We start from the raw sequence: 25,800 nt of genomic DNA on the forward strand, positions 1-25,800 counted from the left end.
TAGTTTACCTAAACCTGTATTGGATTAAATCATTTATATGTGAAAGTAACTGAACTCGAGTTAAAACCAAACTATTCCTATTATGCACGAAAAAAACAAGCATTAACAGTAAAATGAATAAAAATTTTATTCATTTGATTATGTATATCCTGATCATTTATAAATGGAAAAGGACCCGGCTCCTGCCGAGTCCCAAGGACGAAGGCCCAGCCTTAAGTAGAACACGTCCAAATCATTTGATTAACACCAAAAAAGCGGGAAATTTCCCGCCTTCCTGAAAAAATTATCTACGTAGACCTAATTTGTTAATTAGTGTACGGTAACGAGTAACGTCTTTGTTACGTAGGTAAGTTAAAAGATTACGACGTTTACCTACCATTTTTAGAAGACCGCGACGTGAATGGTGGTCTTTTTTGTGTGTGCGTAAGTGATCGTTCAAGTTGTTGATTTCTTCTGTTAATACTGCGATTTGAACTTCTGGAGATCCAGTGTCAGTATCGTGAGTTCTGAATTCTGCGATAAGTTCGTTTTTGCGTACTTGAGTAATTGCCATGTTATTATTCCTCCTAAAATTCTGTAAAATCACCTATTACCGAGCCAGCGTCGGAGTCTCGACTAGCCAAGCAATGGTTATTTTCATACATACAATAGAATACATGTTTTTCATCAAAATTGCAAGTCTTGTCTTTTATGCTTCAAGCTTTGCAAAATAGGCTATTGCATTTTGCTTATCCGTTTCGATCTGAGCGACCAATGCTTCAAGTCCGGAAAATTTCTGCTCACTCCGAAGTCTTGTATGCCATTCAACCGAAACCTGGTCGCCATAAATATCTCCCGAGAACTCCAAGGCATGGACCTCTACAGTGGGATATTTAGGTTTTTCTTCGTGGAACGTAGGTTTGTATCCGACATTGCAAACCCCATTATACCATTTACCGCTTATTTTGATCCTGACGGCATACACGCCTGCAGCAGGGAAGATATAATCGTCACTTACTTCAATATTAGCGGTGGGGAAACCCAACTTCCTGCCCCGCTTTTCACCGTGAACGACATGACCTTTCGTTAAATAGCGTCGTCCAGCCAAATGATAAAAGTCGGAAAAGTTGCCATTACCGAGAGTTTCCCTGATTCTCGTCGAGCTAACCTTTTCATCTTCAAGTGTCTGTTTTGCAACGACTGTCTGCGAAAATCTGCCCTGTGCGTAAACAGGCAAATCTTCCATCGACCCTTGACCATAGCGACCGTATGAATAATCAAAGCCTGCAACTACATGACGGACATTCAGCCCGGCAATGTATTCGTCAACGAACCGTTCCGGCAGTACCGAAGCAAATTCCTTGCTGAAATGGACAATGAATAAATAATCGATCCCCATCGACTCTATGATATCCACCTTATCTTCAAGTGGAGTGATATAGCGGATATTTTCCGTTTTCCTACCCAGTACTGCAGAAGGGTGCGGGTCAAATGTCATGACTGCTGACTTAAGATTCATTTCTTCGGCTTGTTGCTTGGCGGTTTGAATGACAATTTGATGGCCTTTATGTATGCCATCAAAAAATCCAAGCGCCATTACAAGCTCGGGAAAATCATCCGTATTAAATTGATGAGGATGCTCTATTGCGATCACTTTCACCTTTCAATCTCCTCTTTCCGGCGGTAAAACGGTCTATAATTCTTGTGCCAATACTTTTACAGGTTTAATTAATCCCTCTTTAGTCGGATGTATTTGATAAATGGCAATGGCCTTATCTGCTGGATCGACCATCACAAATGGCATTCCTTTTTCAACAACAACATCCTTTGTTTGTTCCAATACCGCGCCGTTAAGTACTTTCTTTGCTACTTTATCACTAATCTGAAATTTGGGCAAATGAAATAATCCCCGCTCCAAAGGCAACAGAAATTCATCCGTTTGACCATTTTCCATGAACTCTTCCACTTCAGAAAATGTGAAACAGTCCTCCTGCTTAAAACCTGCTGATTCAATACGCGTCAAGTCTGACATATGAGCAGGAAAACCCAGTTCTTCACCCATCATGACTGCAAGTGTCCGAATATACGTTCCTTTGCTGCAATTTACTCGAAAACGAAAAGATATGGTTTTCCCTTTAAATTCAGAACGATCATCGAGAAGGGTAATATCATAGATGGTGACCTCCCTTGTCGGCCTCTCCACATCTATCCCTGCACGGGCATATTCATATAATTTCTTCCCGTTTACCTTTACCGCTGAAAACATCGGCGGCGTCTGTTCTATTTTTCCTGTCAATGATTCAAGCACTTCCAGAATCCGTTTACGCTGAATCACTTGATCAATCTTTTTCTCTTCGACTTTTTCGCCGCTTGCGTCTTCAGTTGTCGTCGAAAAACCAAGGGTCACTTCCCCTTCATAAGCTTTACCGGCCTCTGTCAGATATTCGGCTATCTTTGTTGCCCTGCCAATACAAATAGGTAAAACCCCTGTTACATCAGGATCTAAAGTACCTGTGTGCCCAACCTTTTTTGTCTTTAAAATTTTTCTTAATTTAAAAACACAATCATGGGATGTCAATCCCTTGGGTTTCCATAATGGAAGAATACCGTTCACGCTTTCACCTCATCTTTTATAAAACACCTTAAACGATTATGAATCCCGTCCAGAAAGGTGTTTTTCCTTTTTTTATATTCGGTTTCAAAAAAAAGAGACCGACTTCAAGAAGTGCAAAGCACTTATTGAGTCGGCCTCCTTTTACTGCTTGCTTATTCCTCGTCTTTTTCAGCCGGTTTATCCTCTGAATTGATTTGGGAAATCAACGACTCGATACGATTACCATAATCGACCGATTCATCAAATTCAAAAAACAGCTCAGGGGTTTTGCGCAGGCGGATTCGCTGCCCAATTTCTGAACGCATGAATCCTTTTGCCTTAGCTAGACCTTGCAGGGTTTTCTCCCTTTGTTCTTGGTCACCCAAAACGGAAATATAAACTGTTGCCTGTTGTAAATCGCCTGTAACCGCGACATCCGTCACTGTAACAAATCCGATTCTTGGATCTTTAATTTTTCGGCCGATAATTTCACTCAGCTCTTTTTTCATTTGTTCGCCAACACGATTTGAACGAAGGCTCATAATATCACCTCGATAGCCTAAAGCCAGTCTATATCTGTTATTGTTCGCTCTAGTTCCGGAAAAGAATCTAGAAATTTAAGGGCATTTTGAAGTTCCCGTTCAGTAGCCTTCCTTGAGGATGTTACGGTTACGATTGAAATCTTTGTCCGCTGCCATAAATCCTGAAAATCGGTCTCTGCTACAGAAATATTGAACTTCTGCTTAAGCCGTGTCATGACACGCTGAAGCACGGCCCTTTTTTCTTTTAAAGAATGGGTGTCATGGATGATGCATTCACATTGGACGGAGCCAACGATCATTTACGTTCGATCTCTTCCATTACATACGCTTCAATTACATCGCCTTCTTTAAGGTCGTTGTAATTTTTAATCGTAATACCGCACTCATAGTTCGTTGCCACTTCTTTAACATCATCTTTAAAACGTTTCAATGCATCAATTTCACCTTCGTAAATGACGACACCTTCACGAATTAAGCGAATTCCGCTATCACGTGTAATTTTTCCTTCTGTAACGTAAGAACCGGCAATCGTGCCTACCTTGGATACCTTGAAAGTCGTACGAACCTCAGCCTGACCGATAATTTTTTCTTCGAATTCAGGGTCAAGCATCCCTTTCATAGCCGACTCGATCTCTTCGATCGCTTTATAGATGATGCGGTGTAGGCGGACATCAACATTTTCTGATTCAGCTGCACGCTTCGCATTCACGTCAGGACGAACGTTAAATCCGATGACGATTGCATTCGAAGCTGTAGCAAGGATGATGTCAGACTCTGTAATGGCACCAACGCCTATGTGAATGATTTTCACTTTAGCGCCTTCCACCTCAATTTTATTCAGGGAAGCGGCTACTGCTTCCGCAGAACCTTGAACATCAGCTTTTAGAATGATGTTCAATTCTTTAATTTCCCCTTCTTTCATTTGTTCGAACAAAGTATCTAGGGTTACACGGGATTTCTCATTACGTTGTGAAGCAAGTTGTCTCTGTGCACGCACTTCCCCAACTTGACGGGCCGTTTTCTCATCTTCAAAGACGATGAAACGATCGCCGGCTTGCGGCACTTCGTTCAATCCAGTGATTTCAACCGGTGTTGAAGGACCTGCATCCTTAACACGGCGTCCAAGATCGTTGACCATCGCACGAACACGTCCGAATGTATTACCGATAACAATCGGATCCCCGATTTTCAACGTTCCGTTTTGAACAAGCAATGTGGCAACCGATCCGCGCCCTTTATCCAGGCGTGCTTCGATAACCGTTCCATTTGCTTTACGAGCTGGATTCGCTTTATACTCCTCGACTTCACTGACAAGAAGAATCATTTCAAGCAAGCTATCGATACCCTCACCGTTCTTAGCTGAAATTGGTACGAAAATTGTGTCTCCGCCCCATGCTTCAGAAACTAAACCATGTTCCGTCAATTCTTGCATGACACGGTCCGGATTGGCAGCTTCTTTATCCATCTTATTGACAGCGACGATAATTGGAACTTCTGCCGCTTTAGCATGGTTGATCGCTTCAATCGTTTGAGGCATAACGCCATCATCCGCAGCGACGACAAGAATGGTGATATCGGTAACTTGTGCACCGCGGGCACGCATTGTTGTAAACGCAGCATGACCTGGTGTATCAAGGAATGTGATTTTCTTATCGTTAACTTTAACTTGATAAGCACCGATATGCTGAGTGATTCCGCCCGCTTCGCCTTCAGTGACTTTTGTATGGCGTATAGAATCAAGCAATGTCGTTTTACCATGGTCAACGTGACCCATGATCGTCACGACAGCCGGACGTTCAATCAAATCTTCAGAAGCATCCTCAGTGACAAGTGATTCAAGGTCTGTTAGATCGACACGAATCTCTTCTTCGGCCACTACACCGTATTCCGCACAAATCAATTCAATTGCATCTTTATCCAAAGTTTGGTTGATTGTTGCCATAACACCAAGCATAAAGAGCTTTTTAATGATTTCAGAAGGTTCACGGTGAAGTTTTTTTCCAAGTTCCATAACCGTCAAAGACTCATAAAACGTAATTTTCTCTGGAAGTTCTCTTTCTTTACGTTTTGTAACAGGTGCCTGAGGCGCTTGTTGTCTTTGTTTATTATTTTTATTCTTGTTATTGCGACCCTTGTTGAACTGGCCGCCAGTTGGTTTTTTCGTCCCTACAGGTTTAACTGGTGGTTTCTTCTTCAGTTTTTCTTTATTGACAGTGCTCTTTTCATCCGCTTCGGCTTCGTACTTCGCAACCGTAGCGTTAGCTTTTGGCTCTTGGCTTTTATCTTCATTTTTAGGTTTGATTGAATCGTTTAATTTATTTACAGTTGAATCGTCTAATGCTGTCATATGGTTTGTTACCTCTATATTCATTTCTTTAAGTTTATTTATTACATCCTTGCTTGAAACGTTCTTTTGTTTTGCATATTCATATACACGCAATTTTGTCATACGTTCACCCCCGTAAAATTTAATCGAGCAGCGTTCGGAGTTTTTGTGCAAAACCTTCATCCAGAACTGCGACGGCAACTCTAGCATCCTTACCTATCGCATGGCCGAGCAATGACCTGCTTTCGACTCTTTTTAAAGGAACCTGATAAAATGCGCACTTATCAGATATTTTTTTTTCAGTGTTTTTTGAAGCGTCCGCGGATAAAATAACAACTTTGGCATTACCGCTTCTAATCTCTTTAACCACTAATTCTTCACCCGAAATTAGCTTGCGTGCTCGATTGGCCAAACCTAATAGAGACATCCATTGTTGTTGTTGGGTCATGGTGTTAGTTTTTCTCCTTATTCACTAATTCGAGCAATTGTTCATAAAGGGAAGAATCGATTTGGGTACTAAGGTGATTAGCCAGCACATTTTTCTTTTTGGCCAGCTCGATAACATCCCGATCAAGAGTCAAATAAGCTCCCCTTCCAGATTTCTTACCGGTCGGATCCAGGCTGACTTCCCCTTCTTTAGATCGAACGATGCGAATGAGTTCTTTCTTCGGCTTCATTTCGCCTGTTGCCACACATTTACGCATCGGGATTTTTTTTCGGTTATTCATCTTTTTTCACCTCGAATTACTCGTTATCCTCTTCGAAATCTGTTTCCTCTTCAGTAACATAACTATCTCTGCTCAAAAGGAATTCCTGTTCTTCCACAGGATATATGCCAGCTTCGCGGGCTTCCGTTTCACTCTTGATATCAATTTTCCAGCCTGTAAGCTTGGCAGCTAAACGGGCATTTTGTCCACGCTTACCAATTGCCAGGGAGAGTTGATAATCCGGAACGATTACAGTCGTCGCCTTTTCCTCTTCTTTAACAATGACCTCAAGTACTTTTGAAGGGCTTAAAGCATTCGCAACGAAAATGACCGGGTTCTCCGACCATTTGACGATATCGATCTTTTCACCTTTCAATTCGTTGACGATCGCCTGAACACGCTGGCCTTTTTGGCCTACACAGGAACCGACAGGATCGACTTCTTCGTTATCGGAGTGCACGGAGATTTTTGAACGGTCGCCTGCTTCGCGGGCAACTGACTTGATCTCGACTGTCCCATCGAAAATTTCAGGCACTTCGATTTCGAATAAACGTTTTAAAAGGCCAGGATGTGAACGGGATACAAAAATTTGCGGACCCTTGGAAGTCTTTTCAACTTTAGTGATGAAAACTTTAATGCGGTCATGCGGTTTATATTGTTCATTCGGCATTTGCTCATTCACCGGGAGCAAAGCCTCGATTTTACCTAAGCTCACATAAATGAATCGGGAATCCTGGCGTTGAACGATACCAGTCATGATATCCTCTTCACGATCGATGAATTCGGCATAAATGATGCCCCGTTCCGCTTCACGCACCCTTTGAGTGACGACTTGTTTTGCTGTTTGTGCAGCAATACGGCCGAAATCCTTAGGTGTTACTTCCATTTCGACAACATCCTCTAACTGATAGTTGGGATCAATTGCTCTTGCTTCTTCAACAGAAATTTCCAGACGCGAATCGAACACTTCGTCAACAACGTCTTTTCTGGCAAATACACGCATTGTTCCTTTACCAAGATTCAAGTCGATACGTACATTTTGTGCTTGGTTAAAGTTACGGCGATATGCCGATATAAGGGCAGATTCAATCGCGTCGATCAAAACCTCCCTGGAAATTCCTTTTTCGTTTTCTAAAATATAGAGAGCATCCAATAACTCATTGCCCATGGTGATCCCCCTTACGGATATTTAAATTAATGATTTGCTTGACTTAAGCGAAGGTAATCGCCAATCTTGCTTTGGCTACCTTTTCGAATGGTATGACGATCGTTTTCTTTCTTGTCTTGATTCTGACTTCGAGTGTCACTTCTTCACCATCGAAACTGGTTAAGATTCCTTCGAATTCTTTTTCATCTAAAATGGGCTCGTATGTTTTTATGTAAACATTTTTACCGATAGCATTAAGGAAATCCTTCTCTTTTTTCAGAGGCCTTTCAGCTCCGGGTGATGAAACTTCGAGAAAATAATTTTGTGGAATCGGATCAACCTCATCAAGCTTTTCACTGAGTTTTTCACTCACATTTCCGCAATCATCAATATCTACGCCTGTTTCTTTATCAATGTACACTCGAAGGAACCAGCTTTTACCTTCCTTCACATACTCCACTTCGACTAATTCAAGCTGCAATTCTTCTAGAATTGGTAATGCTAATTCCTCTACGACTTCCGTTACCTTTTTACTCATTTGTTTCCTCCATACGTGCGTTGTATGCGCTTGGTTTCGGATTCAAAATAAATGGTCATTACAACACGAAAGAGTGGGTTTCCCCACTCTTGCCATTGGTTCCTCTTAGTATTTCCAATAAAAATATACCATAATCAAGATATTTATGCAAATATCATGTCTGTTTCTTCCTTTTTGAAATCCGTTTCCTCTTTAAAATAAAGATAACTGATTTTGTTCAGGCAATGACTCCAGGCAGCCTTGTTTATCAAGGTATTCAAGGATGGTCTTCGAAACCTTACCCCGTTGTTGAAGGTCTTCTTTGGAAAGGAATTCACCATTTCCCCGCGCGTTGACGATATTGATCGCCGCATTCGTTCCAAGACCTGGAATCGAATTGAAAGGCGGAATCAAAGTATTTCCTTCAATCAGGAATTGATCTGCACTGGATTTGTACAAGTCCACTTTAGCGAATGAATATCCTCGTTCACACATTTCCAAAGCTAGTTCAAGAACCGTCAATGTATTCTTTTCCTTTGTGGATGCATCCAATCCCTTAACCATGATTTCTTCCATTTTTGCTTTGATCGCTTGCGATCCCCGTGTCATGGCGTCGATTTCAAAATCATCGGCACGTACTGTGAAATAGGCCGCATAATATAATAAGGGCAGATGCACTTTAAAATAGGCAATCCGGACAGCCATTAAGACGTAAGCTGCAGCATGGGCTTTCGGGAACATGTATTTAATCTTCTTACATGAATCGATATACCATTCCGGCACCTCATTTTTCCTCATTTCCTCTTCGAATTCCTCCGAGAGCCCTTTCCCTTTACGTACAGATTCCATGATTTTAAACGCCAGGGAAGGATCGAGACCTTGATAGATCAGATAGACCATAATATCATCCCGGCAGCCAATAACCTCACTTAGTGTACAGATCCGGTTGTGGATCAGTTCCTGTGCATTGCTCAGCCATACATCCGTACCGTGGGAAAGGCCTGAAATCTGAACAAGCTCGGAAAAAGTAGTAGGTTTCGTATCTTCAAGCATCTGCCGGACAAAACGCGTACCAAATTCCGGGATGCCTAGCGTACCCGTTTTACACATGATCTGTTCTTCGGTAACCCCTAAAGATTCAGTACTGCTGAATATTTTCATTACTTCCGGATCATCGGTAGGAACGGTCTTTGGATCAATGCCACTTAAATCTTGAAGCATCCGGATTACAGTCGGATCATCGTGTCCAAGTATATCAAGTTTCAAAATATTATCGTGAATGGAATGGAAATCAAAGTGAGTTGTTTTCCACTCTGAATTCCGGTCATCCGCAGGGAACTGAATTGGTGTGAAATCATAGATATCCATATAATCCGGAACGACGATGATTCCGCCCGGGTGCTGTCCAGTCGTCCTTTTCACACCAGTACAACCGGCAACAAGGCGATCGGTCTCGGCTCCGCGCATATGGATGTTATTATCAGAGGAATACCCTTTTACATATCCATAAGCCGTTTTTTCAGCAACCGTACCAATCGTTCCGGCACGATATACATATTCTTCACCGAATAAGACCTTCGTATAGTTATGGGCCTTCGGCTGATATTCACCGGAGAAGTTCAAGTCGATATCCGGAACCTTATCCCCTTTAAATCCAAGGAAAGTTTCAAACGGGATATCATGCCCGTCTTTTGTATAAGCGATGTTACAATCGGGACAGTCTTTATCGGGCAGGTCAAACCCGGAACCTACAGAACCGTCATTGAAGAATTCGGATTTCTTGCACTCAGGACATACATAATGCGGCGGAAGAGGGTTCACCTCTGTAATTTCAGTCATGGTGGCAACGAAAGATGATCCAACCGATCCCCTTGAGCCAACTAGATAACCATCATTCAATGATTTTTTAACAAGCTTGTGGGAAATTAAATAAATAACGGCAAAACCGTGGCCGATGATGCTTTTCAATTCTTTCTCAAGACGGGCTTCCACGATTTCCGGCAGGTTTTCTCCATAAATCTTCCTTGCCATGCCATAACTCATTTCACGCATCTCTTCATCTGCACCTTCAATTTTAGGTGTGTATAATTCATCCTTGATTGGCTTGATTTCTTCAATCATATCAGCGATTTTATTCGTGTTGGTTACCACGACCTCTTTGGCTTTCTCGGAGCCGAGGAAGGAGAATTCCCGCAGCATTTCATCTGTTGTCCGAAAATGTACGTCAGGAAGCTTATGACGATTCAGCGGGTTTGCGCCGCCTTGTGAATTCACAAGGATTTTACGGTAAATTTTATCATTCGGATCCAAATAATGCACATTTCCCGTGGCTACGACTGGCTTGTCCAGCTTTTCACCAAGCTTGACGATATTGGAGATGATCGTTTCTAATGATTTATCATCCCGTACATATTCAAGCTCAATCAAATGCTGATACACTTCCTTCGGATGGATTTCAAGATAATCGTAGAATTCGGCGATATCGACGACTTCCTCAAAACCCTTCTGCATCATCCCTTCAAAAACTTCCCCTTTATCACATCCCGATCCGACCAGGATTCCTTCACGATACTTTTTAAGTTGTGAGCGCGGTAATCGAGGCACACGATAGAAATAATCGATGTGTGATATTGAAATTAATTTAAAAAGGTTTTTTAAGCCAGCCTGTGTTTGCGCGATCAACGTACAATGGGACGGCCGGGAACGCTGGTAAGCATTTCCTTTACCCATATTGTCATTAAGTTGATCATGATGGGTAATCTCCTTTTCCATTGCATCCTTCAGCATCTTCAGCATAAGGTAACCTGTTGCTTCGGCGTCATAAATGGCCCTATGATGCTGGGTCAAATCAATATCGAACTTTTTACATAATGTATTTAACCGGTGATTTTTAAACTCCGGATATAAGAAACGGGCAAGTTCCAATGTATCAAGCACTGGATTGGAAGCTTTAGGATAACCCAAGTTTTTATAACCTATATTCAAAAACCCCATATCGAAGGCCGCGTTGTGGGCAACCAGAATCGCATCGCCCGCCCAGTCCTTGAACTTTTCCAGCACTTCCGAGACTTCTGGAGCATTTTCTACAAGATCATCAGTGATTCCAGTCAATTCTATCGTCGTATTGGATAGTGGGTGATGCGGATTAGCAAATGACTCGAATCGATCAATGATGTCACCGTCACGGATTTTCACTGCAGCAAATTCAATGATCGTATCATAAACGGCTGACAGACCCGTCGTCTCTACGTCAAACACAACATAGGTGGCATCTGCCAAAGCGATATGGGCCTCATTATAAACGATGGGTACACCATCATTTACAAGATTCACTTCGACGCCATAAAGGATTTTGATACCATTCTTTTTCCCGGCACTATAAGCTTCAGGGAATGATTGTGCTCCCGCATGATCTGTAATGGCAACAGCCTTATGCCCCCACTTTGCAGCCTGGGCAACAAGCGCTGAAGTAGGTGTCACTGCATCCATCGAGCTCATTGGGGTATGCATATGCAGTTCTACACGCTTTTCTCCTTCTGGGGCCTTATCCTGCCGTCCTTGTTTAGAAATTTCATTTATATCATTTGCGATCATTACAAGGTCACGTACGAATGTATCATTTTGGATGCTTCCTTGGGCACGTACCCACATCCCTTTTTTCACTCGGGCAAGTATGGCAGCATCTTCTTTATCACGCGAAAACATTTTGACCAATATCGAGCTCGTATAATCCGTGACTTTAAATGTTAGCAGGCTTCGTCCGCTTCGCAACTCACGCACTTCTGCATCAAATACGAATCCTTCGATAGCAATCCTGCGCTCTTCATCGATAATTTGTTCGATTCTGCGGAAATCCGCATCTTCTTTAATCGTATAGCCAATTTTAACCGGTCCTTCGTAGACGCCATCGTCGCCGCCTTTTTCCGATTCTTTCTTCTGCATTTCCACTAGCGCAGCAAGTCCTTTTTCCGCGTCTTCCTTTTGTTTCTCTTCCAAAAACTTTTGGTAATCAGGATTCGACACCGTTTCCTTCACTTCCGCTTCAAGTGTCAACGGAGGAAAACCGAATGTTTGGTAGATATTCGAAATGATGCCGGAGTATTTTCGTTTCAGCTGACCAGCTTCCGTATCATTTCGGGCGCTTACGATAAGCTTATATCCATTTACCGTTGGCACTTGTTCATTCAGGAGCGATAACAGTGCTGGAGACATGCCTTCAAGCTCGCCAATGCAGTTTTTCCAATACTCTTTTACCAATTGTTCGGTCACTTGCGGATTGGCCACATTCAAGTTGAATGTGACCTTTGCAATATGGGAAAACGTACTTGCTAGATGAGTAGCAAGTCTTGTATGAACACTGCAAGGAATCAATGCAGGTATATTAAAGGCAAAATGCCATGTTTTGGACTCCCTCTCGATTGAGAGTTTATCAATTTCGGCACCTATGAAATAATTTACAAAGGCATCCTCGGTCAAGTCCATTTGCTGGAGCAAGAGTTGAAATCTCTCTCTACCGCTATTTGGATTTTGATCCATTCCCTCTCTCCCCTATCTACTATCTCTTTAGATATTATTCACTATCATTTTCTTTTTGATATCAGAGGCTATTATAACATATCATGAATGTTTCACTAGTATCCAAATCCATGAAAAGGAAAGGCATCATCCTATTGAATGATGCCTAGTTCCCCCATTTTTAAATTATCCCAGTATTTCGTGAAGCTTTTGAGTTAGTTCAGCTCTTTCAAGTTCAAGAACCTCACCCGTTTTGCGGATTTTCACTTCGACAATTCCGTCGGATGCCTTTTTACCAACAGTCACCCTGACAGGGAGACCGATCAAGTCGGAGTCTGCAAATTTTACGCCCGCACGTTCTTGACGATCATCCATTAGAACTTCCATGCCTTGTCCCTTTAAATCTTTATATAATTCTTCTGCCAGGGCAGCCTGAGCCTCATCCTTCATATTGATTGGAATCAAATGGACTTGATATGGCGCTAAATTCTTTGGCCAGACCAATCCTTTTTCATCGTTGAATTGTTCAGCGACAGCTGCAAGTGTACGGGAAACCCCAATACCATAACATCCCATGATCATTGGCTGCGACCGCCCATTCTCATCCAGGAATGTCGCATTCATAGCTTCGGAATATTTTGTTCCTAGCTTGAATACGTGGCCTACCTCAATCCCTTTGGCAAATTTAATTTTTCCGTTTCCGTCGGGTGATGGATCACCCTCTTGGATGAAACGAAGATCTATATAATTGGCCACGTTAAAATCACGAGCGGGATTGACGTTCACATAATGGTGGTCTTCCTCATTTGCACCACAAACTCCATTAACCATGGCTTCAACGGCAAGATCCGCAATCACTTCCACTTCAGAAGTGACATTTATTGGTCCAAGAGATCCAATGGCACATCCCAAGACATCCTTCGTCTCATTTGGATCGACCAAATCAACGATTGAAGCGTTAAAGAAGTTCTTCAGCTTGATATCATTGACTTCATGATCTCCTCGTACCAAAACTAGCACATACTTTTCATCCACTTTAAACAATAATGATTTTATTAGTTTCGCTGCATCAGTATTCAGGAATGAAGCAACTTCTTCTATCGATTTTTGACCTGGTGTATGAATTTTTTCAAGTGCAATTTGTTCTTCGCCGCTTTTTTCATATTTTACATTCACAGGTGCCATTTCAATATTGGCTGCATAATCGGAAGTATCCGAATAAGCGATGGTATCCTCCCCTATTTCAGACAGGACCATGAATTCATGTGTATCCTTACCACCCATTGCCCCAGAATCGGCAATGACCGCACGGAAGTTCAACCCACAACGGCTAAATATGTTCGAATATGCCGCATATAAATTTTTATATACATCATCCAGGCTTTCTTGATTAGCATGGAAAGAATAAGCATCCTTCATGATGAACTCACGTCCACGCAACAATCCGAAACGCGGTCTTTTTTCATCACGGAATTTGGTTTGGATTTGGTAAACCGTCAATGGAAGACGCTTATAGGATTTCACCTCATCGCGAACTAAACTGGTTATCACTTCTTCATGCGTGGCACCAAGCGCAAATTCACGGTTGTTGCGATCCTTGAGCCGCATCAGCTCTGGACCATAAGTATACCAGCGTCCAGATTCCTGCCAGAATTCGGCTTGTTGTAAAGCCGGCATCAACAGTTCCACTGCACCAGCATTTTCCAGTTCTTCCCGAACGATCGCCTCAACCTTTTGAAGCACCTTTTTTCCAAGCGGCATAAAACTATAAACCCCGCTGGAATTTTGTCTCATAAATCCTGCACGCAATAGCAGCTGATGACTTTTGATTTCAGCATCTGCAGGCACTTCCCTCAATGTAGGTATCAACGTCATACTTTGTTTCATATTTGCACCTCTTCAATATTTCCTTTAAATTACTTGCAGCTTCGGTAAATTTTGATACCGCAACATTTTAATACGGTCATTTCATACAAAAAAGACTTTCCGGTCATTCAGAAAAGCTAATTTAATATACTCATTCTCGATTATACTTACGATTTCCCTAGAAAACAAACAATTTCCCCAAAACGATAAAAAAACTAGGCAATCCCTTCAGATAAGAAAACGGCCAACAGATAATTCTGCTGGCCAGTTTTTGCATTATCCAAACATGTCTTACAGGAAGAATCGCTGGATGTCATTCCAGGTAACGACGATCATCAATAACATCAGCAAAGCAAAGCCGATGAAGTGGACCATCCCTTCTTTTTGACGGTCAATTGGTTTCCCTCTTAAGAATTCGACCACAAAGAATAACAGTCTTCCTCCATCCAATGCCGGCAGCGGAAGCAGGTTCATGATTCCCAGATTAATGCTGAGCAGCCCTGCCCATTTCATTAACGTGAATAAACCTTGTTTCGCCACTTCCTCAGTTGATTTATATATGCCTACAGGACCAGATAAACTGTCGATCGTAAATCCGCCCGTTACAAGATCACCAAGGATGATGAAGATTTGTTTTGTCCAAAAATACGTTTCTGTAAAACCATATTGTATAGCTTTAATCGGTGCTTTTTCAACCGGAGGGTAAACACCGATAATCCCGATTTTCTTCCCTTCCCTTTCCACTTCTTGTGGAACAACCGGTACTTCTAATGTTTTCCCGTCCCTGTCAACGACGAACTCGATCTCTTGCCCAGGGTTCTTCTGAATGCTTTCCTGAACATCTCCCCAAGTGGAGACTTCTGTCCCTTCTATGGATTGAATGACATCTCCCGATTTTAAACCGGCATTTACAGCCGAACCATCCGGAGTCAACTCACCAAGTTTCGCTTCATCCACCACGACACCTTGAAACAGGCCGATCAGCACAAAAATGACAAAAGCCAAAACGAAATTCATTGCCGGACCAGCTACAATCGTCAGAAAACGATGCCCAAGCGATTTTGAGGCAAATTGCCTGTCAAAAGGAGCAATCTGGTTCTCTACACCATTTTCAACGATCACAGCTTCTTTATTGATGGTAAACGTTTTTAGTGTATCTTCCTCGCCCTCTTCATAACCAGTAAGGATCAGTTTATGATCAAGGTCGATCACTTCAACTTCCACAAGACGAATATCAGGATATTTATCTTTATTGTTCAAAATGATCTTTGTAACATTCTCATCATTATCGAACATTAACCCCACCCGATAGCCGGGTTTCAATTCTATATTTTCTGCATCTTCACCGGCCATACGCACGTAACCGCCAAGAGGAAGCAATCGGATGGTATAAACGGTTTCCTTCTTTTTATATGTGAATACTTTTGGCCCGAAACCGATTGCGAACTCACGGCATAAGATTCCTGCTCGCTTTGCAAACACTAAGTGCCCAAGCTCATGGAAAAATACTAGAGCTCCAAAAATGATGATGAACGCTATAATCGTTTCTAAAGTCTGCATGTTCCGGTCACCTATCTTTCACTAAAGATTCTATATACTGCCTTGTCATATTATCGACTTCCTGAATCGTTTCTAAATCTGGAAGGGCTATGACGGAATGCTGATTCAGCGCTTTTTCAATCAATGTCTCAATTTCAAGGAAGGTTACCTTTCCAGATAAGAATGCAGAGACTGCGGCTTCATTGGCGGCATTTAACACAGTAGTCATCGTTCCGCCCATTTTACCTGCTTTATAAGCGAATTGCAAACAAGGATATCTGGTGAAATCCATATCCCTAAAATGCAGTTTGCCTGCTTCAGCAAGGTTCAATCGTTTGCGACCTGCCAGCGGAATACGGTCTGGATAAGTAAGTGCATATTGTATCGGCACCCGCATATCCGGTGTCCCCAGTTGTGCTATCACGCTGGAGTCATGAAACTCAACCATGGAATGGATGATGCTCTCCTTATGTAGCAATACATCAATTTTATCGTAGGGAAGTTCAAATAGCCAATGGGCCTCAATCACTTCCAAACCTTTATTCATCATTGATGCTGAATCGATCGTGATTTTAGCTCCCATTGACCAGTTCGGATGGTTCAGTGCCTCTTCCACCGTTACATCCTTCAATTCTTCCCTGGTCCGATCTCGAAAACTGCCTCCTGAAGCAGTAATGACAAGACGTTCTATATTTTTTTCCTTTTCACCTTGCAGTGCCTGAAAAATAGCGGAATGCTCACTGTCAACCGGCAGCAATCTGACCCCCGATTTTTTTGCTTCACTTATGACCAAATGACCTGCCGTCACCAACGTCTCCTTGTTGGCGATTGCAATATCCTTTTTAGCCTTTATTGCTTGAAGCGTGGGATAAAGACCCACGCTTCCGATGACGGCATTGACCAATATCGTCGCCTGACCATAAACAGCAACAGCAGTCAATCCCTCATCCCCATACATGAACTCGATATCTTTGCGGTTGGAGAATTCACTTTTCAAAACATGATAATCTTCTTCCGTCTGGACTGAAACCAGTTTCGGTTCAAACTCTTGTATATAAGTCCTGACCAATTCTATATTCTTTCCAGCAGAAAGCGCCACGATCTTGAATTGATCTGGATGGGACCTAACTACATCCGCTGTTTGTTGACCAATCGATCCTGTCGCGCCCAAAAGGCTGATATTTTTCAAATTGTTCATCTCCTAATTCATATAACGCTTGCCTATATTTATATTATAAAACATGCAATAAATGCAAAATCGGTAAAATGAAGATCACACTATCAAGCCTGTCCAAAATTCCACCATGTCCCGGGAGAAGGTTCCCTGAATCCTTTACGCCATAATGACGTTTATACGCCGATTGGACGAGATCACCCAATTGGCCGAATACCCCAATGATTAATGAAATCAATAATAATTGTAATAACGTGTAATCAAGGCTGGAGAAGGCGTAAAATAGAACACCCACCACCATCGCGGATATTAACCCGCCGATAAATCCTTCCACCGTCTTGTTTGGACTTATTTCTGGCCACAGCTTTCTTTTACCAAGCGATTTACCAATGAAGTAGGCTCCGGAATCAGTTGCCCAGATCGTAAATAGGGTAAGCAGGATATAAATCAGCCCCAACCCCAAAGAGTCACGTGTTTCAAATAGGAAGTAGAAACCTATGCCCAAGTATAGGATTGAAATCACTAGAAAGCCTGCGTCATCAAAGGTAAAACGGTTTTTTGAAACGACTGTATAAAGTAACAGCAGTAAAACCCCGATTAAGAATACTTGAACTTTATCATAATTAATTTCTGCCAAAAAAGCGGTATGCTCATTAGGCAATAAAAGCACCCACAATAATATGTGAGAAAGAATTGCTTCAAAAGAAAGTACACGTAACTTTTTCATTTTCATCAGTTCATATAAACCAATTGAACCTAACAGATAAACCGTCAGTAAAAAGGGAGTGCCCCCTAAAATGACTAGTGGAATGAAGATAGCGGCAACTACGACCGCCGTAATAATTCGTTGTTTCATTATTCCATTTTCCTCGCCTTCTACATTAAACGCCACCGAATCTTCGTGAACGCTTTTGATACTCCTCAACTGCCTGCAATAAATGCTCTTCACTAAAATCCGGCCACAGCACTTCAGTAAACCACAGCTCCGTATAAGCAGACTGCCAAAGCATGAAATTACTTAAACGGATTTCACCGCTTGTACGGATCAGTAAATCAGGATCCGACAAATGTTTGGTCATCAGGTAACTGGATACCATTTCCTCCGTTACATTTTCCTTTATTATACCATTCTTAGCATCTTGAATGATGCTATTCACTGCAGATACAATCTCCCCACGGCTTCCATAGTTCAGGGCAAAATTCAGAATCATCCCATCATTGTCTTTCGTGTCTTCCATTGCCCGTTTAACGGCACTTTGAGTATGTGACGGAATGAGTGACAAGTCCCCAATCGTTTCAACTCTAACATTTTCGGAAATGAGCTCGGGTAAAAAAGTCCCAAGAAATTCCTGGGGCAGCTTCATCAAAAAGTCGACTTCACTTTTCGGACGTTTCCAATTTTCAGTGGAAAACGCATAGACCGTCAAAGTTTTGACCCCTAATTTATTGGCAACTTTCGTAATTCTACGAACGGTTTTCATTCCTTCATGATGACCCGCCACACGTGGCAATGCACGCTTTTTGGCCCAACGGCCGTTCCCATCCATAATGATGGCGATATGCTGAGGAACATCAAACTGTTTAATATGCTGAATCCTATTTGTTACATCGGAAGAAGCATCTTTTTTAACGAAACGCTTCCAAAGTGAATACATATGTTAGTCCCCCATCAGGTTGTACTTATCTCTCTACAAAGGCAAAGTTTTTCGTGCACTATGTATATCAAGCTTTCTGCCGCTTAAAAAGAATCTATATTATAATATCAAAAAAAAACTGGTTCTCATATTATTATTATGAAAATTATTTCTTCATTAGAAGCTTGAAAGGGAGAAATCATTCCTTATTTTTTTCTAAAACCGATTATGACTGCCATGAAAAATGCAAAAAAAGGACCACCTCCAACGTTTGCATGCAACATACTAACTCAAGGAGTAATCATTATCGGAGAAACCTTATTATAACAGTTTTCTCCTTTAAGCACACCTATATGTTAGCACCAAGACATGACCCAGTATGGATTCGGCCCTCTTTATTTAATCAATACTTCAATGGAAATTATACTTCCAAAATTTCTTTTTCTTTATCTTTTGTAATTTCATCGATTCTCGTGATATTGCCATCTGTCATCTTTTGGATGTCATCAGCATAGCCACGTAAATCATCTTCAGTGATTTCACCACTTTTTTCAAGCTTTTTCAAATCATCATTAGCATCGCGACGCACATTACGGACAGCTATTTTCGCCTCTTCCGCTTCTTTTTTCACAACTTTCACAAGCTCTTTTCTGCGCTCTTCAGTTAACGCCGGGATGGCTATCCTGATGACCGATCCATCATTAGAAGGATTTAAGCCTAAGTCTGATTTCAAAATCGCCTTTTCGATTTCACCCAATACCGTTTTATCATATGGTTGAATGACTAATAGTCTAGCTTCCGGGACAGAAATACCAGCCACCTGATTAACTGGTGTCGGCGAACCATAATAATCAATCGAGATTCTATCAAGCAATGAGGCATTTGCCCTTCCGGCACGGATGCTTGCTAATTCACGTGTGTACGCTCCAATGGCTTTTTCCATTTTCGTTTTCGCATTCGAAATAACTTGTTTCGGCATCTTTATTTCCCCCTTACAATAGTTCCAAGCGTTTCGCCTAAAACGGCCCGTTTAATATTACCTTTTTCCATGATCGAGAAGACGATCAATGGAATATCATTGTCCATGCATAGTGAGGACGCAGTTGAATCCATTACTTCTAACCCTTCTTTAATCACATCAAGATAGGAAAGTTTATCATACTTCACTGCATTTTTGTCTTTAACCGGATCTGCATTGTATACGCCATCCACATTATTCTTCGCCATCAAGATGACATCAGCTTCAATTTCTGCAGCACGCAGGGCGGCAGTGGTATCCGTTGAGAAGTATGGATTACCTGTACCAGCTGCAAAAATCACCACTCTCTTTTTCTCTAGATGCCTGATTGCACGGCGTCTAATGTATGGTTCTGCGACTTGTCTCATCTCAATGGAAGTTTGCACGCGCGTTTCAATTCCAAGCTGATCAAGGCTGTCTTGTAATGCCAATGAGTTCATGACTGTAGCCAACATCCCCATATAATCGGCATTAGCACGATCCATGCCCATTTCACTGCCTATTTTCCCGCGCCAGATGTTTCCGCCACCGACAACAACAGCCACTTCCACATCAAGCTCAGCCACTTCCTTGACTTGTTCAGCAATGGATTTAATCACTGCAGGGTTAATTCCAAATCCTTCTTCACCGGCTAATGCTTCACCACTTAGTTTTAGAACGACACGTTTATATTTAGCGTTACTCATGAGAACCTCCAACTATGTAATCTTTTCATTCGTTCATCATGCTTTCTTGCAATACTGCCAAAAATTCATGACATTTCAAAAAATAGGGAACACAAGAGTGTTCCCCATTATTAATTATCTGACAATTAGTCTTTTTTAACTTGGTTCATTACTTCTTCAGCGAAGTTTTCTTGACGTTTTTCAAGACCTTCCCCTACTTCATAACGAACGAATGATTGGATTTTTCCACCTTTTGATTCAACGAATTGTCCCACTTTTTGATCAGGGTTCTTAACGAAAGCTTGTTCGTTAACACAGATTTCTTCGTAGAATTTATTGATACGTCCTTCAACCATTTTCGCAACGATTTTTTCAGGTTTTCCTTCATTAAGAGCTTGCTGCGTAAGAACTTCGCGTTCGCGTTCTAATTCGCTAGCATCCACTTGGTCGCGAGAGATATATTTAGGGTTAATTGCAGCAATATGCATTGAAACGCTTTTAGCTGCCTCTTCGTCAGTTGTACCTTCAAGAACTGATAGTACGCTGATGCGTCCACCCATGTGAAGGTATGCACCAAATGCATCGTTATCTGTTTTAGAAACGACTTGGAAACGGCGAAGAGTTAATTTTTCCCCAATTTTAGCAACAGCAGCATTGATATGATCTGCAACTTTTGCTCCATTTTCCATTGTTTGCTCAAGAGCAGCTTCAACGCTTTCAGGTTTGTTCGCAAGAAGGAACCCAGCCAATTCCTTAACAAGAATTTGGAAGCCTTCGTTTTTAGCAACGAAATCAGTTTCAGAGTTCACTTCAAGAATAACCGCTTGGTTTCCTTCAACAACGATTGAAGTTAAACCTTCAGCAGCGATACGGTCGCCTTTATTAGCAGCTTTTGCAATTCCTTTTTCACGTAGGAAATCGATTGCCTTTTCCATATCGCCTTCAGTTTGTACAAGTGCCTTTTTACAGTCCATCATACCGGCACCAGTTTTTTCACGCAATTCTTTAACTAATTGTGCAGTGATTGCCATAATATATATCCTCCTCAAATTAAATGCAGTTTATTCAATCTTTACCCATTATTGCCAAAAAATACTTGTTATCATCAAAGAAAATAACGAGCTTTGACAATATTTCCGAAAAACATCCACATTTTCAGTCAATATGACGGAACTAAACCAGCAGATGATTTTCATCCCTTAAAAATCGCCCATACCTTTTAAAAATGACATTCCGTACAGTGATTTTATGTATGTTTATTTAGTGCAAAAAAAAGGGATAAAAGGCATTATCCTCTTATCACCTTTTTTCTTACTGAATAAGCAACCTTTTTTACTTATTAAGCAGTAGTTGTTTCAGTTGCTGTTTCTTCGCCTTGTTTAGCTTCTAAGATAGCATCTGCCATTTTACCTGTTAATAATTTAACAGCACGGATTGCATCGTCATTCGCAGGAATAACTACATCGATTTCATCCGGATCACAGTTTGTATCAACGATACCAACAAGTGGAATGTGCAATTTGTGTGCTTCCGCAACAGCAATACGCTCTTTGCGTGGGTCGATAACGAAGATTGCATCTGGAAGAGTCTTCATATCTTTAATACCGCCTAAGAATTTCTCTAAGCGATCCCATTCTTTTTTAAGTTGGATAACTTCTTTTTTAGGAAGGACTTCGAAAGTTCCGTTTTCTTCCATTTTTTCGATATCTTTAAGACGAGCGATACGTTTTTGGATTGTTTCAAAGTTTGTTAAAGTTCCACCTAACCAACGTTGGTTTACATAGTACATACCAGAACGGATAGCTTCTTCTTTAACAGATTCTTGAGCTTGTTTTTTAGTTCCGACGAAAAGAACAGTACCGCCGTTAGCAGCTAGTTCTTTCACGAAGTTATAAGCTTCTTCAACCTTTTTAACTGTTTTTTGAAGGTCGATGATGTAGATGCCGTTACGCTCAGTGAAGATATATTTCTTCATTTTCGGGTTCCAGCGACGTGTTTGGTGTCCGAAATGCACACCAGCTTCAAGCAATTGTTTCATAGAAATGACTGACATTTTAGTTCCTCCTAAATGGTTTTGTTTTTCCTCCGCACCGATCATTTTCATACAGAAACTGTCGTAACAGCACCATCTGCAAGAATCACGGGGCGTGTGTATTAACACCATTTCATAATATATCATAATGACTCTGCACAATCAAGAGATAAGTTTATCTATTCATGCGAAACTTTAGTAATAGCTCTATCTCCGTTTGACCGCGACCTAACTTTTTGGCGATTTCAACTACTGAATGTCCTTGATCCGCTAACATATCCACTTTTTCATTTAATGACCGTTCATTTAACGAAGCCTGCAGCATGTCCGAAAATTCCATGGCAGCCGATGCAAGTTCCAATTTGTCCTCGACTTTTACGGGTAAAGCATTGGCCTCATTTTCTTCAGGCATTATTTTATAAGCGTTAATCGCCTGCTTTTTAGCGGCGGCATGACTTCCCGCTTTATACTCTAGCAGAATGTTTTGTTCTTGTTTTTCTTGTTTTTCTTCCTTAGTTTCTTTGATTGAACCATGTTCTTGTCCTTTTTGTCCATGCTCAGGATTCATCGCCACCGAATTGTTGATTGCCTTTACCAGTGTCTCGTTGTCCTCCTTTATCTCCATTAAATAACCAGACAAAAGTTGTTCCATTTCTCCAATGACGGCTTTTTGGTCTTTTTCCAACTTACTTAAACGATTTTGCCGAAGATATAAAACGATGATGGCAAAAATGGTGAATATGTTCAATATAAACAACAGAAATATAAAAAATGCTGACATGCTGCCTCCTAATTAACCGGAATAGTCAATCCTGTTACCTTTAGCGGATGGGGATCTTTTTTCACTGTTGTTTTTTTCTTGATTACTTTCCCTATGCTCTTCTTGACAACGTACAGTTCGAAGATTCTGTGATCTCGAAATATTTATTGATGAAGGTATCCCTAAAAATTCTATCAAGTTGATTTATAGGGCTTTCTTCGATCAATAGCAATCTCTTATGCCTTCCAGACTCCATAGCCTCTTCAATGAAAATATCTTCATTAAATCTTTTGATCTTGCATCGTATTTCTTAATTTATAAATCGATTTCGAGTGAATTTGGGATATCCGTGACGTAGATAAACTCATCACTTGTCCGATTTCGGTTAACGTCAGTTCTTCTTTATAAAAAAGCTGTAAAACCAACTGTTCTTTTTCATTTAGGGTTTCAATGACTTTGACTAATTCCTCATACAGTTCATCCCTTAACACATGATCCTCAGGTAAATCCGCCTTTTCATCTTTAATATGAAAATTCACGCTTTCTTTATCGTCCTCTTGGGGATTTTCATCCATAGATAGTACATTGGCAAAGAAATTCTCATTTAATGCAGCATATACTTCATCTTCCGGAATATTCAATTCAGCGGCAATTTCATTTGGCGAAAGGTTCCTCATGTATTGCTGCTCCAGCTTCTCTATTGCAGATTCAATTTTCTTGGCATTATCTCTTGCACTCCGTGGAAGCCAATCCTCTTTTCTTAATCCATCTAAAATGGCACCACGAATTCTAAATGATGCATATGTGTCAAACTTGAGGTCACGCTTCGTATCAAAACGTTCCAGGGCATCGAATAACCCCATCATCCCTAAACTCCTTATATCATCCCGGCTCACATTTTTAGGAAGACTTACTGAAATACGTTGAACATGGTACGATACGAGAGGTATGTATTTCTTTACCAAAATGTCCCCGGCTAGCGGATCTCTGCAATCCACCCAATTTTTCCAACATAACTGCTCCTCTTCGATGGTCAGATGAGACATTGGACATCCTCCTAACATTGTTATACGATTTGTGATCAATACGGCCCTTAAAGCCATACATGCAATAATAATTCGGTTGCAAATGCATCTGTCATATTTTGGTTTTTAAAGAGTCAAATCCGATCCTATATGTTTTTAGTCCCTTTTGTAACGGTCCGTATATTTAGCAGACAATCATTTAAATTGAATTCAATCGTTCTTCCGCTATTCCCGCCAACATCTTCGGCAACGATTCTAATCCGCAAGTCAGATAACCCTTTCCGGACCGCTTCCACATTCCGGGGTCCGATTCTCATTAAATCCCCTCCGGAGGCAAATTGAAACATTTGTGCGCCGCCAGCCAGCTTCGCTTTTAGGAATGGCATTCTTGCGCCTTCTTTTACTAATACATGCACTAATTCCTTTATCGCCGTATCTGCAAATTTGGCAACGTTGATCTGTCCCGATTTAGCGAGTGAAGAGTCTGGAAGCATGATATGGGCCAAACCTGCAATTTCTTTTTTTTCATCATAAATCACAACACCGACACACGATCCCAAACCTGAAGTACGAATCGTATAGGGAGGTTTTATTATATTCATATCAGCTATTCCAACCTTAACAACCTGGACCTTTACCGATTCAGTCATTAGGTGAGACCCCTAAGGCGGAAAAAATGATATCAAAAAATTCGGGATCAGGTAATAAAAAGAAATGACCACTAACCGAGTCAGCAAAAAGCTGGTCCTTTTCAAGTACAGTTTCAATGACGATGGCTGCGTCACTTACTTGAGATAATTCCAATAACCCATAACTGATCGTTGCCCCTGCCATATCGATGCTCAAGGAAGGAACGGATGGATAGATATTCAATCGGGTAAAATCAGAAAGGGCAGAGAGATAGGATCCCGATAAAATATTCCCTAATTCCTGAAGGCAAGAGAGTGCCAATTCAGTATAGGGTGCGGATTCCATCAAAAAGGTTTCATCACCAGTCATCCTACGAATCAAGTATTGGGCTACAGGTAGTGAAAGGATAAAAAACATACTTCCTGAAGCATCACCTTCTATTCTAAGAAAAACGCTGGCCACGACGTGATCGGCCCCGCCAGCCATTTCCATCATTTCATCAAAGGAAACGATTCGGACATTAGGAACATTCATATCAATTTTCCTATTAAGGATGGCAGAAAGTGCAGTTGCTGCGTTTCCTGCACCTATATTACCGATTTCCTTCAAAATATCGAGCTGAAGAGTGTTGATTTTCTCAATGAACGACATATGATTATCCTTCTCTTAACATATTTTCAGTCATATCAAGACTTAAGGCCTTCTCCAAATTAATCAGGACAAGCAGTCGCTTTTCAATTTTAGCCACTCCGCTAATGTATTCTGAAGCCAAATGTCCCACAACTTCAGGCTGAGGTTCGATACTCTCCACTGGAATATCCAAAACATCATTGGCAGAGTCCACTATTAACCCCACCTCCATATCATCCAGAATGACGATGATAATCCTTGTTGATTCATCGTATTCCACCTCTTCAAAATCAAAACGAACCCGTAAATCAATAATTGGAGTGATTACCCCCCTTAAATTTATGACTCCCTTAACGAATTTTAAAGCCTTTGGAACCCTGGTAATATGCAGTAGCTTTTCAATGCCGCTGACCTTATCCACTGGAATTGCATATTCCTTATCCTTTATTTGAAATACGATTACTTTCATATCCTCCGACATCTATTCCCCTCCTTAAAAAA

Annotated in this window: 25 protein-coding genes; all 25 read right to left on the reverse strand. The window is 41.3% G+C overall.

Going from position 1 to position 25,800, the window contains the following annotated elements; translation table 11 throughout:
• Nucleotides 1–283: 283 nt before the first annotated feature.
• Entirely contained in the window at nucleotides 284–553 is a 270-nt protein-coding gene (gene rpsO / locus ADA55_RS13930; RefSeq protein WP_034313598.1) for a 30S ribosomal protein S15, read from the reverse strand.
• A 135-nt stretch (nucleotides 554–688) separates the two neighbouring features.
• Nucleotides 689–1,639 carry a bifunctional riboflavin kinase/FAD synthetase gene (gene ribF / locus ADA55_RS13935; protein WP_048684758.1) on the reverse strand — a complete coding sequence of 317 codons (951 nt, stop codon included), beginning with the start codon at nucleotides 1,637–1,639 and terminating at the stop codon, nucleotides 689–691.
• A 33-nt stretch (nucleotides 1,640–1,672) separates the two neighbouring features.
• Nucleotides 1,673–2,593, reverse strand: coding sequence for a tRNA pseudouridine(55) synthase TruB (gene truB / locus ADA55_RS13940; protein ID WP_048684760.1), 921 nt, complete (start codon nucleotides 2,591–2,593; stop codon nucleotides 1,673–1,675).
• 152 nt (nucleotides 2,594–2,745) lie between these two features.
• A complete protein-coding gene (gene rbfA / locus ADA55_RS13945) occupies nucleotides 2,746–3,114 on the reverse strand; it encodes a 30S ribosome-binding factor RbfA (protein ID WP_034313607.1) in 369 nt (122 codons plus the stop codon).
• A gap of 17 nt (nucleotides 3,115–3,131) precedes the next feature.
• On the reverse strand, nucleotides 3,132–3,413 hold the full coding sequence (locus ADA55_RS13950) for a DUF503 domain-containing protein (protein WP_034313609.1): 282 nt from the start codon (nucleotides 3,411–3,413) through the stop codon (nucleotides 3,132–3,134).
• Complete coding sequence (gene infB, locus ADA55_RS13955; protein ID WP_048684762.1) at nucleotides 3,410–5,563, reverse strand: translation initiation factor IF-2; 2,154 nt, start codon at nucleotides 5,561–5,563, stop codon at nucleotides 3,410–3,412. The genes ADA55_RS13950 and infB overlap by 4 nt, the downstream gene beginning before the upstream one ends.
• Nucleotides 5,564–5,582: 19 nt before the next feature.
• Nucleotides 5,583–5,888 carry a YlxQ family RNA-binding protein gene (locus tag ADA55_RS13960; RefSeq protein WP_034313614.1) on the reverse strand — a complete coding sequence of 102 codons (306 nt, stop codon included), beginning with the start codon at nucleotides 5,886–5,888 and terminating at the stop codon, nucleotides 5,583–5,585.
• 4 nt (nucleotides 5,889–5,892) lie between these two features.
• Nucleotides 5,893–6,168 carry an RNase P modulator RnpM gene (gene rnpM / locus ADA55_RS13965; protein ID WP_034313617.1) on the reverse strand — a complete coding sequence of 92 codons (276 nt, stop codon included), beginning with the start codon at nucleotides 6,166–6,168 and terminating at the stop codon, nucleotides 5,893–5,895.
• A gap of 16 nt (nucleotides 6,169–6,184) precedes the next feature.
• Nucleotides 6,185–7,315, reverse strand: coding sequence for a transcription termination factor NusA (nusA, locus tag ADA55_RS13970; protein WP_048684764.1), 1,131 nt, complete (start codon nucleotides 7,313–7,315; stop codon nucleotides 6,185–6,187).
• Between the two features lie 43 nt (nucleotides 7,316–7,358).
• Nucleotides 7,359–7,832, reverse strand: a complete 474-nt coding sequence (gene rimP / locus ADA55_RS13975; protein WP_048684765.1) for a ribosome maturation factor RimP — start codon at nucleotides 7,830–7,832, stop codon at nucleotides 7,359–7,361.
• Nucleotides 7,833–8,024: 192 nt separating this feature from the next.
• The gene (locus ADA55_RS13980) at nucleotides 8,025–12,347 is read right to left on the reverse strand and encodes a PolC-type DNA polymerase III (RefSeq protein ID WP_048684767.1); all 4,323 of its coding nucleotides are present in this window, start codon (nucleotides 12,345–12,347) and stop codon (nucleotides 8,025–8,027) included.
• Between the two features lie 165 nt (nucleotides 12,348–12,512).
• Entirely contained in the window at nucleotides 12,513–14,213 is a 1,701-nt protein-coding gene (locus ADA55_RS13985; RefSeq protein ID WP_048684770.1) for a proline--tRNA ligase, read from the reverse strand.
• Between the two features lie 270 nt (nucleotides 14,214–14,483).
• Nucleotides 14,484–15,752, reverse strand: a complete 1,269-nt coding sequence (gene rseP, locus ADA55_RS13990) for an RIP metalloprotease RseP (RefSeq protein ID WP_048684772.1) — start codon at nucleotides 15,750–15,752, stop codon at nucleotides 14,484–14,486.
• 7 nt (nucleotides 15,753–15,759) lie between these two features.
• Nucleotides 15,760–16,920, reverse strand: coding sequence for a 1-deoxy-D-xylulose-5-phosphate reductoisomerase (gene dxr / locus ADA55_RS13995; RefSeq protein WP_048684774.1), 1,161 nt, complete (start codon nucleotides 16,918–16,920; stop codon nucleotides 15,760–15,762).
• A 43-nt stretch (nucleotides 16,921–16,963) separates the two neighbouring features.
• A complete protein-coding gene (locus tag ADA55_RS14000; RefSeq protein WP_048684942.1) occupies nucleotides 16,964–17,761 on the reverse strand; it encodes a phosphatidate cytidylyltransferase in 798 nt (265 codons plus the stop codon).
• A 25-nt stretch (nucleotides 17,762–17,786) separates the two neighbouring features.
• Complete coding sequence (locus ADA55_RS14005; protein WP_034313634.1) at nucleotides 17,787–18,560, reverse strand: isoprenyl transferase; 774 nt, start codon at nucleotides 18,558–18,560, stop codon at nucleotides 17,787–17,789.
• Between the two features lie 400 nt (nucleotides 18,561–18,960).
• Entirely contained in the window at nucleotides 18,961–19,518 is a 558-nt protein-coding gene (frr, locus tag ADA55_RS14010; protein WP_048684777.1) for a ribosome recycling factor, read from the reverse strand.
• Nucleotides 19,519–19,520: 2 nt separating this feature from the next.
• Nucleotides 19,521–20,243 (reverse strand): UMP kinase, encoded by a 723-nt coding sequence (gene pyrH / locus ADA55_RS14015; RefSeq protein WP_034313639.1) that lies wholly within the window; start codon nucleotides 20,241–20,243, stop codon nucleotides 19,521–19,523.
• A 125-nt stretch (nucleotides 20,244–20,368) separates the two neighbouring features.
• Nucleotides 20,369–21,253 (reverse strand): translation elongation factor Ts, encoded by an 885-nt coding sequence (tsf, locus tag ADA55_RS14020; protein ID WP_034313641.1) that lies wholly within the window; start codon nucleotides 21,251–21,253, stop codon nucleotides 20,369–20,371.
• A gap of 308 nt (nucleotides 21,254–21,561) precedes the next feature.
• Entirely contained in the window at nucleotides 21,562–22,275 is a 714-nt protein-coding gene (gene rpsB, locus ADA55_RS14025) for a 30S ribosomal protein S2 (RefSeq protein WP_034313644.1), read from the reverse strand.
• A gap of 154 nt (nucleotides 22,276–22,429) precedes the next feature.
• Nucleotides 22,430–23,035, reverse strand: coding sequence for a DUF6115 domain-containing protein (locus ADA55_RS14030; protein ID WP_048684783.1), 606 nt, complete (start codon nucleotides 23,033–23,035; stop codon nucleotides 22,430–22,432).
• Nucleotides 23,036–23,295: 260 nt separating this feature from the next.
• On the reverse strand, nucleotides 23,296–24,060 hold the full coding sequence (locus ADA55_RS14035; protein WP_048684787.1) for a FliA/WhiG family RNA polymerase sigma factor: 765 nt from the start codon (nucleotides 24,058–24,060) through the stop codon (nucleotides 23,296–23,298).
• Nucleotides 24,061–24,185: 125 nt separating this feature from the next.
• Nucleotides 24,186–24,689 carry a chemotaxis protein CheD gene (locus ADA55_RS14040; protein ID WP_048684791.1) on the reverse strand — a complete coding sequence of 168 codons (504 nt, stop codon included), beginning with the start codon at nucleotides 24,687–24,689 and terminating at the stop codon, nucleotides 24,186–24,188.
• Nucleotides 24,682–25,320: a chemotaxis protein CheC gene (locus tag ADA55_RS14045; protein WP_048684797.1), complete on the reverse strand. Its 639-nt coding sequence runs from the start codon at nucleotides 25,318–25,320 to the stop codon at nucleotides 24,682–24,684. Before ADA55_RS14045 ends, ADA55_RS14040 begins: the two co-directional genes overlap by 8 nt.
• Before the next feature lie 4 nt (nucleotides 25,321–25,324).
• Nucleotides 25,325–25,780 (reverse strand): chemotaxis protein CheW, encoded by a 456-nt coding sequence (locus tag ADA55_RS14050; RefSeq protein ID WP_048684800.1) that lies wholly within the window; start codon nucleotides 25,778–25,780, stop codon nucleotides 25,325–25,327.
• Nucleotides 25,781–25,800: the final 20 nt, after the last annotated feature.

The organism is Bacillus sp. 220_BSPC (assembly GCF_001054655.1).
Lineage (GTDB): Bacteria > Bacillota > Bacilli > Bacillales > DSM-1321 > Peribacillus > Peribacillus frigoritolerans.

Excerpts from the sequence above, each read along its gene's own strand:
- rpsO (WP_034313598.1), bottom strand. The coding sequence starts at position 553 with ATGGCAATTACTCAAGTACGCAAAAACGAACTTATCGCAGAATTCAGA.
- rbfA (WP_034313607.1), bottom strand. The coding sequence starts at position 3,114 with ATGAGCCTTCGTTCAAATCGTGTTGGCGAACAAATGAAAAAAGAGCTG.
- ADA55_RS13950 (WP_034313609.1), bottom strand. The coding sequence starts at position 3,413 with ATGATCGTTGGCTCCGTCCAATGTGAATGCATCATCCATGACACCCAT.
- infB (WP_048684762.1), bottom strand. The coding sequence starts at position 5,563 with ATGACAAAATTGCGTGTATATGAATATGCAAAACAAAAGAACGTTTCA.
- ADA55_RS13960 (WP_034313614.1), bottom strand. The coding sequence starts at position 5,888 with ATGACCCAACAACAACAATGGATGTCTCTATTAGGTTTGGCCAATCGA.
- rnpM (WP_034313617.1), bottom strand. The coding sequence starts at position 6,168 with ATGAATAACCGAAAAAAAATCCCGATGCGTAAATGTGTGGCAACAGGC.
- nusA (WP_048684764.1), bottom strand. The coding sequence starts at position 7,315 with ATGGGCAATGAGTTATTGGATGCTCTCTATATTTTAGAAAACGAAAAA.
- rimP (WP_048684765.1), bottom strand. The coding sequence starts at position 7,832 with ATGAGTAAAAAGGTAACGGAAGTCGTAGAGGAATTAGCATTACCAATT.
- ADA55_RS13980 (WP_048684767.1), bottom strand. The coding sequence starts at position 12,347 with ATGGATCAAAATCCAAATAGCGGTAGAGAGAGATTTCAACTCTTGCTC.
- ADA55_RS13985 (WP_048684770.1), bottom strand. The coding sequence starts at position 14,213 with ATGAAACAAAGTATGACGTTGATACCTACATTGAGGGAAGTGCCTGCA.
- rseP (WP_048684772.1), bottom strand. The coding sequence starts at position 15,752 with ATGCAGACTTTAGAAACGATTATAGCGTTCATCATCATTTTTGGAGCT.
- ADA55_RS14000 (WP_048684942.1), bottom strand. The coding sequence starts at position 17,761 with ATGAAACAACGAATTATTACGGCGGTCGTAGTTGCCGCTATCTTCATT.
- ADA55_RS14005 (WP_034313634.1), bottom strand. The coding sequence starts at position 18,560 with ATGTATTCACTTTGGAAGCGTTTCGTTAAAAAAGATGCTTCTTCCGAT.
- frr (WP_048684777.1), bottom strand. The coding sequence starts at position 19,518 with ATGCCGAAACAAGTTATTTCGAATGCGAAAACGAAAATGGAAAAAGCC.
- pyrH (WP_034313639.1), bottom strand. The coding sequence starts at position 20,243 with ATGAGTAACGCTAAATATAAACGTGTCGTTCTAAAACTAAGTGGTGAA.
- tsf (WP_034313641.1), bottom strand. The coding sequence starts at position 21,253 with ATGGCAATCACTGCACAATTAGTTAAAGAATTGCGTGAAAAAACTGGT.
- rpsB (WP_034313644.1), bottom strand. The coding sequence starts at position 22,275 with ATGTCAGTCATTTCTATGAAACAATTGCTTGAAGCTGGTGTGCATTTC.
- ADA55_RS14030 (WP_048684783.1), bottom strand. The coding sequence starts at position 23,035 with ATGTCAGCATTTTTTATATTTCTGTTGTTTATATTGAACATATTCACC.
- ADA55_RS14035 (WP_048684787.1), bottom strand. The coding sequence starts at position 24,060 with ATGTCTCATCTGACCATCGAAGAGGAGCAGTTATGTTGGAAAAATTGG.
- ADA55_RS14040 (WP_048684791.1), bottom strand. The coding sequence starts at position 24,689 with ATGACTGAATCGGTAAAGGTCCAGGTTGTTAAGGTTGGAATAGCTGAT.
- ADA55_RS14045 (WP_048684797.1), bottom strand. The coding sequence starts at position 25,320 with ATGTCGTTCATTGAGAAAATCAACACTCTTCAGCTCGATATTTTGAAG.
- ADA55_RS14050 (WP_048684800.1), bottom strand. The coding sequence starts at position 25,780 with ATGTCGGAGGATATGAAAGTAATCGTATTTCAAATAAAGGATAAGGAA.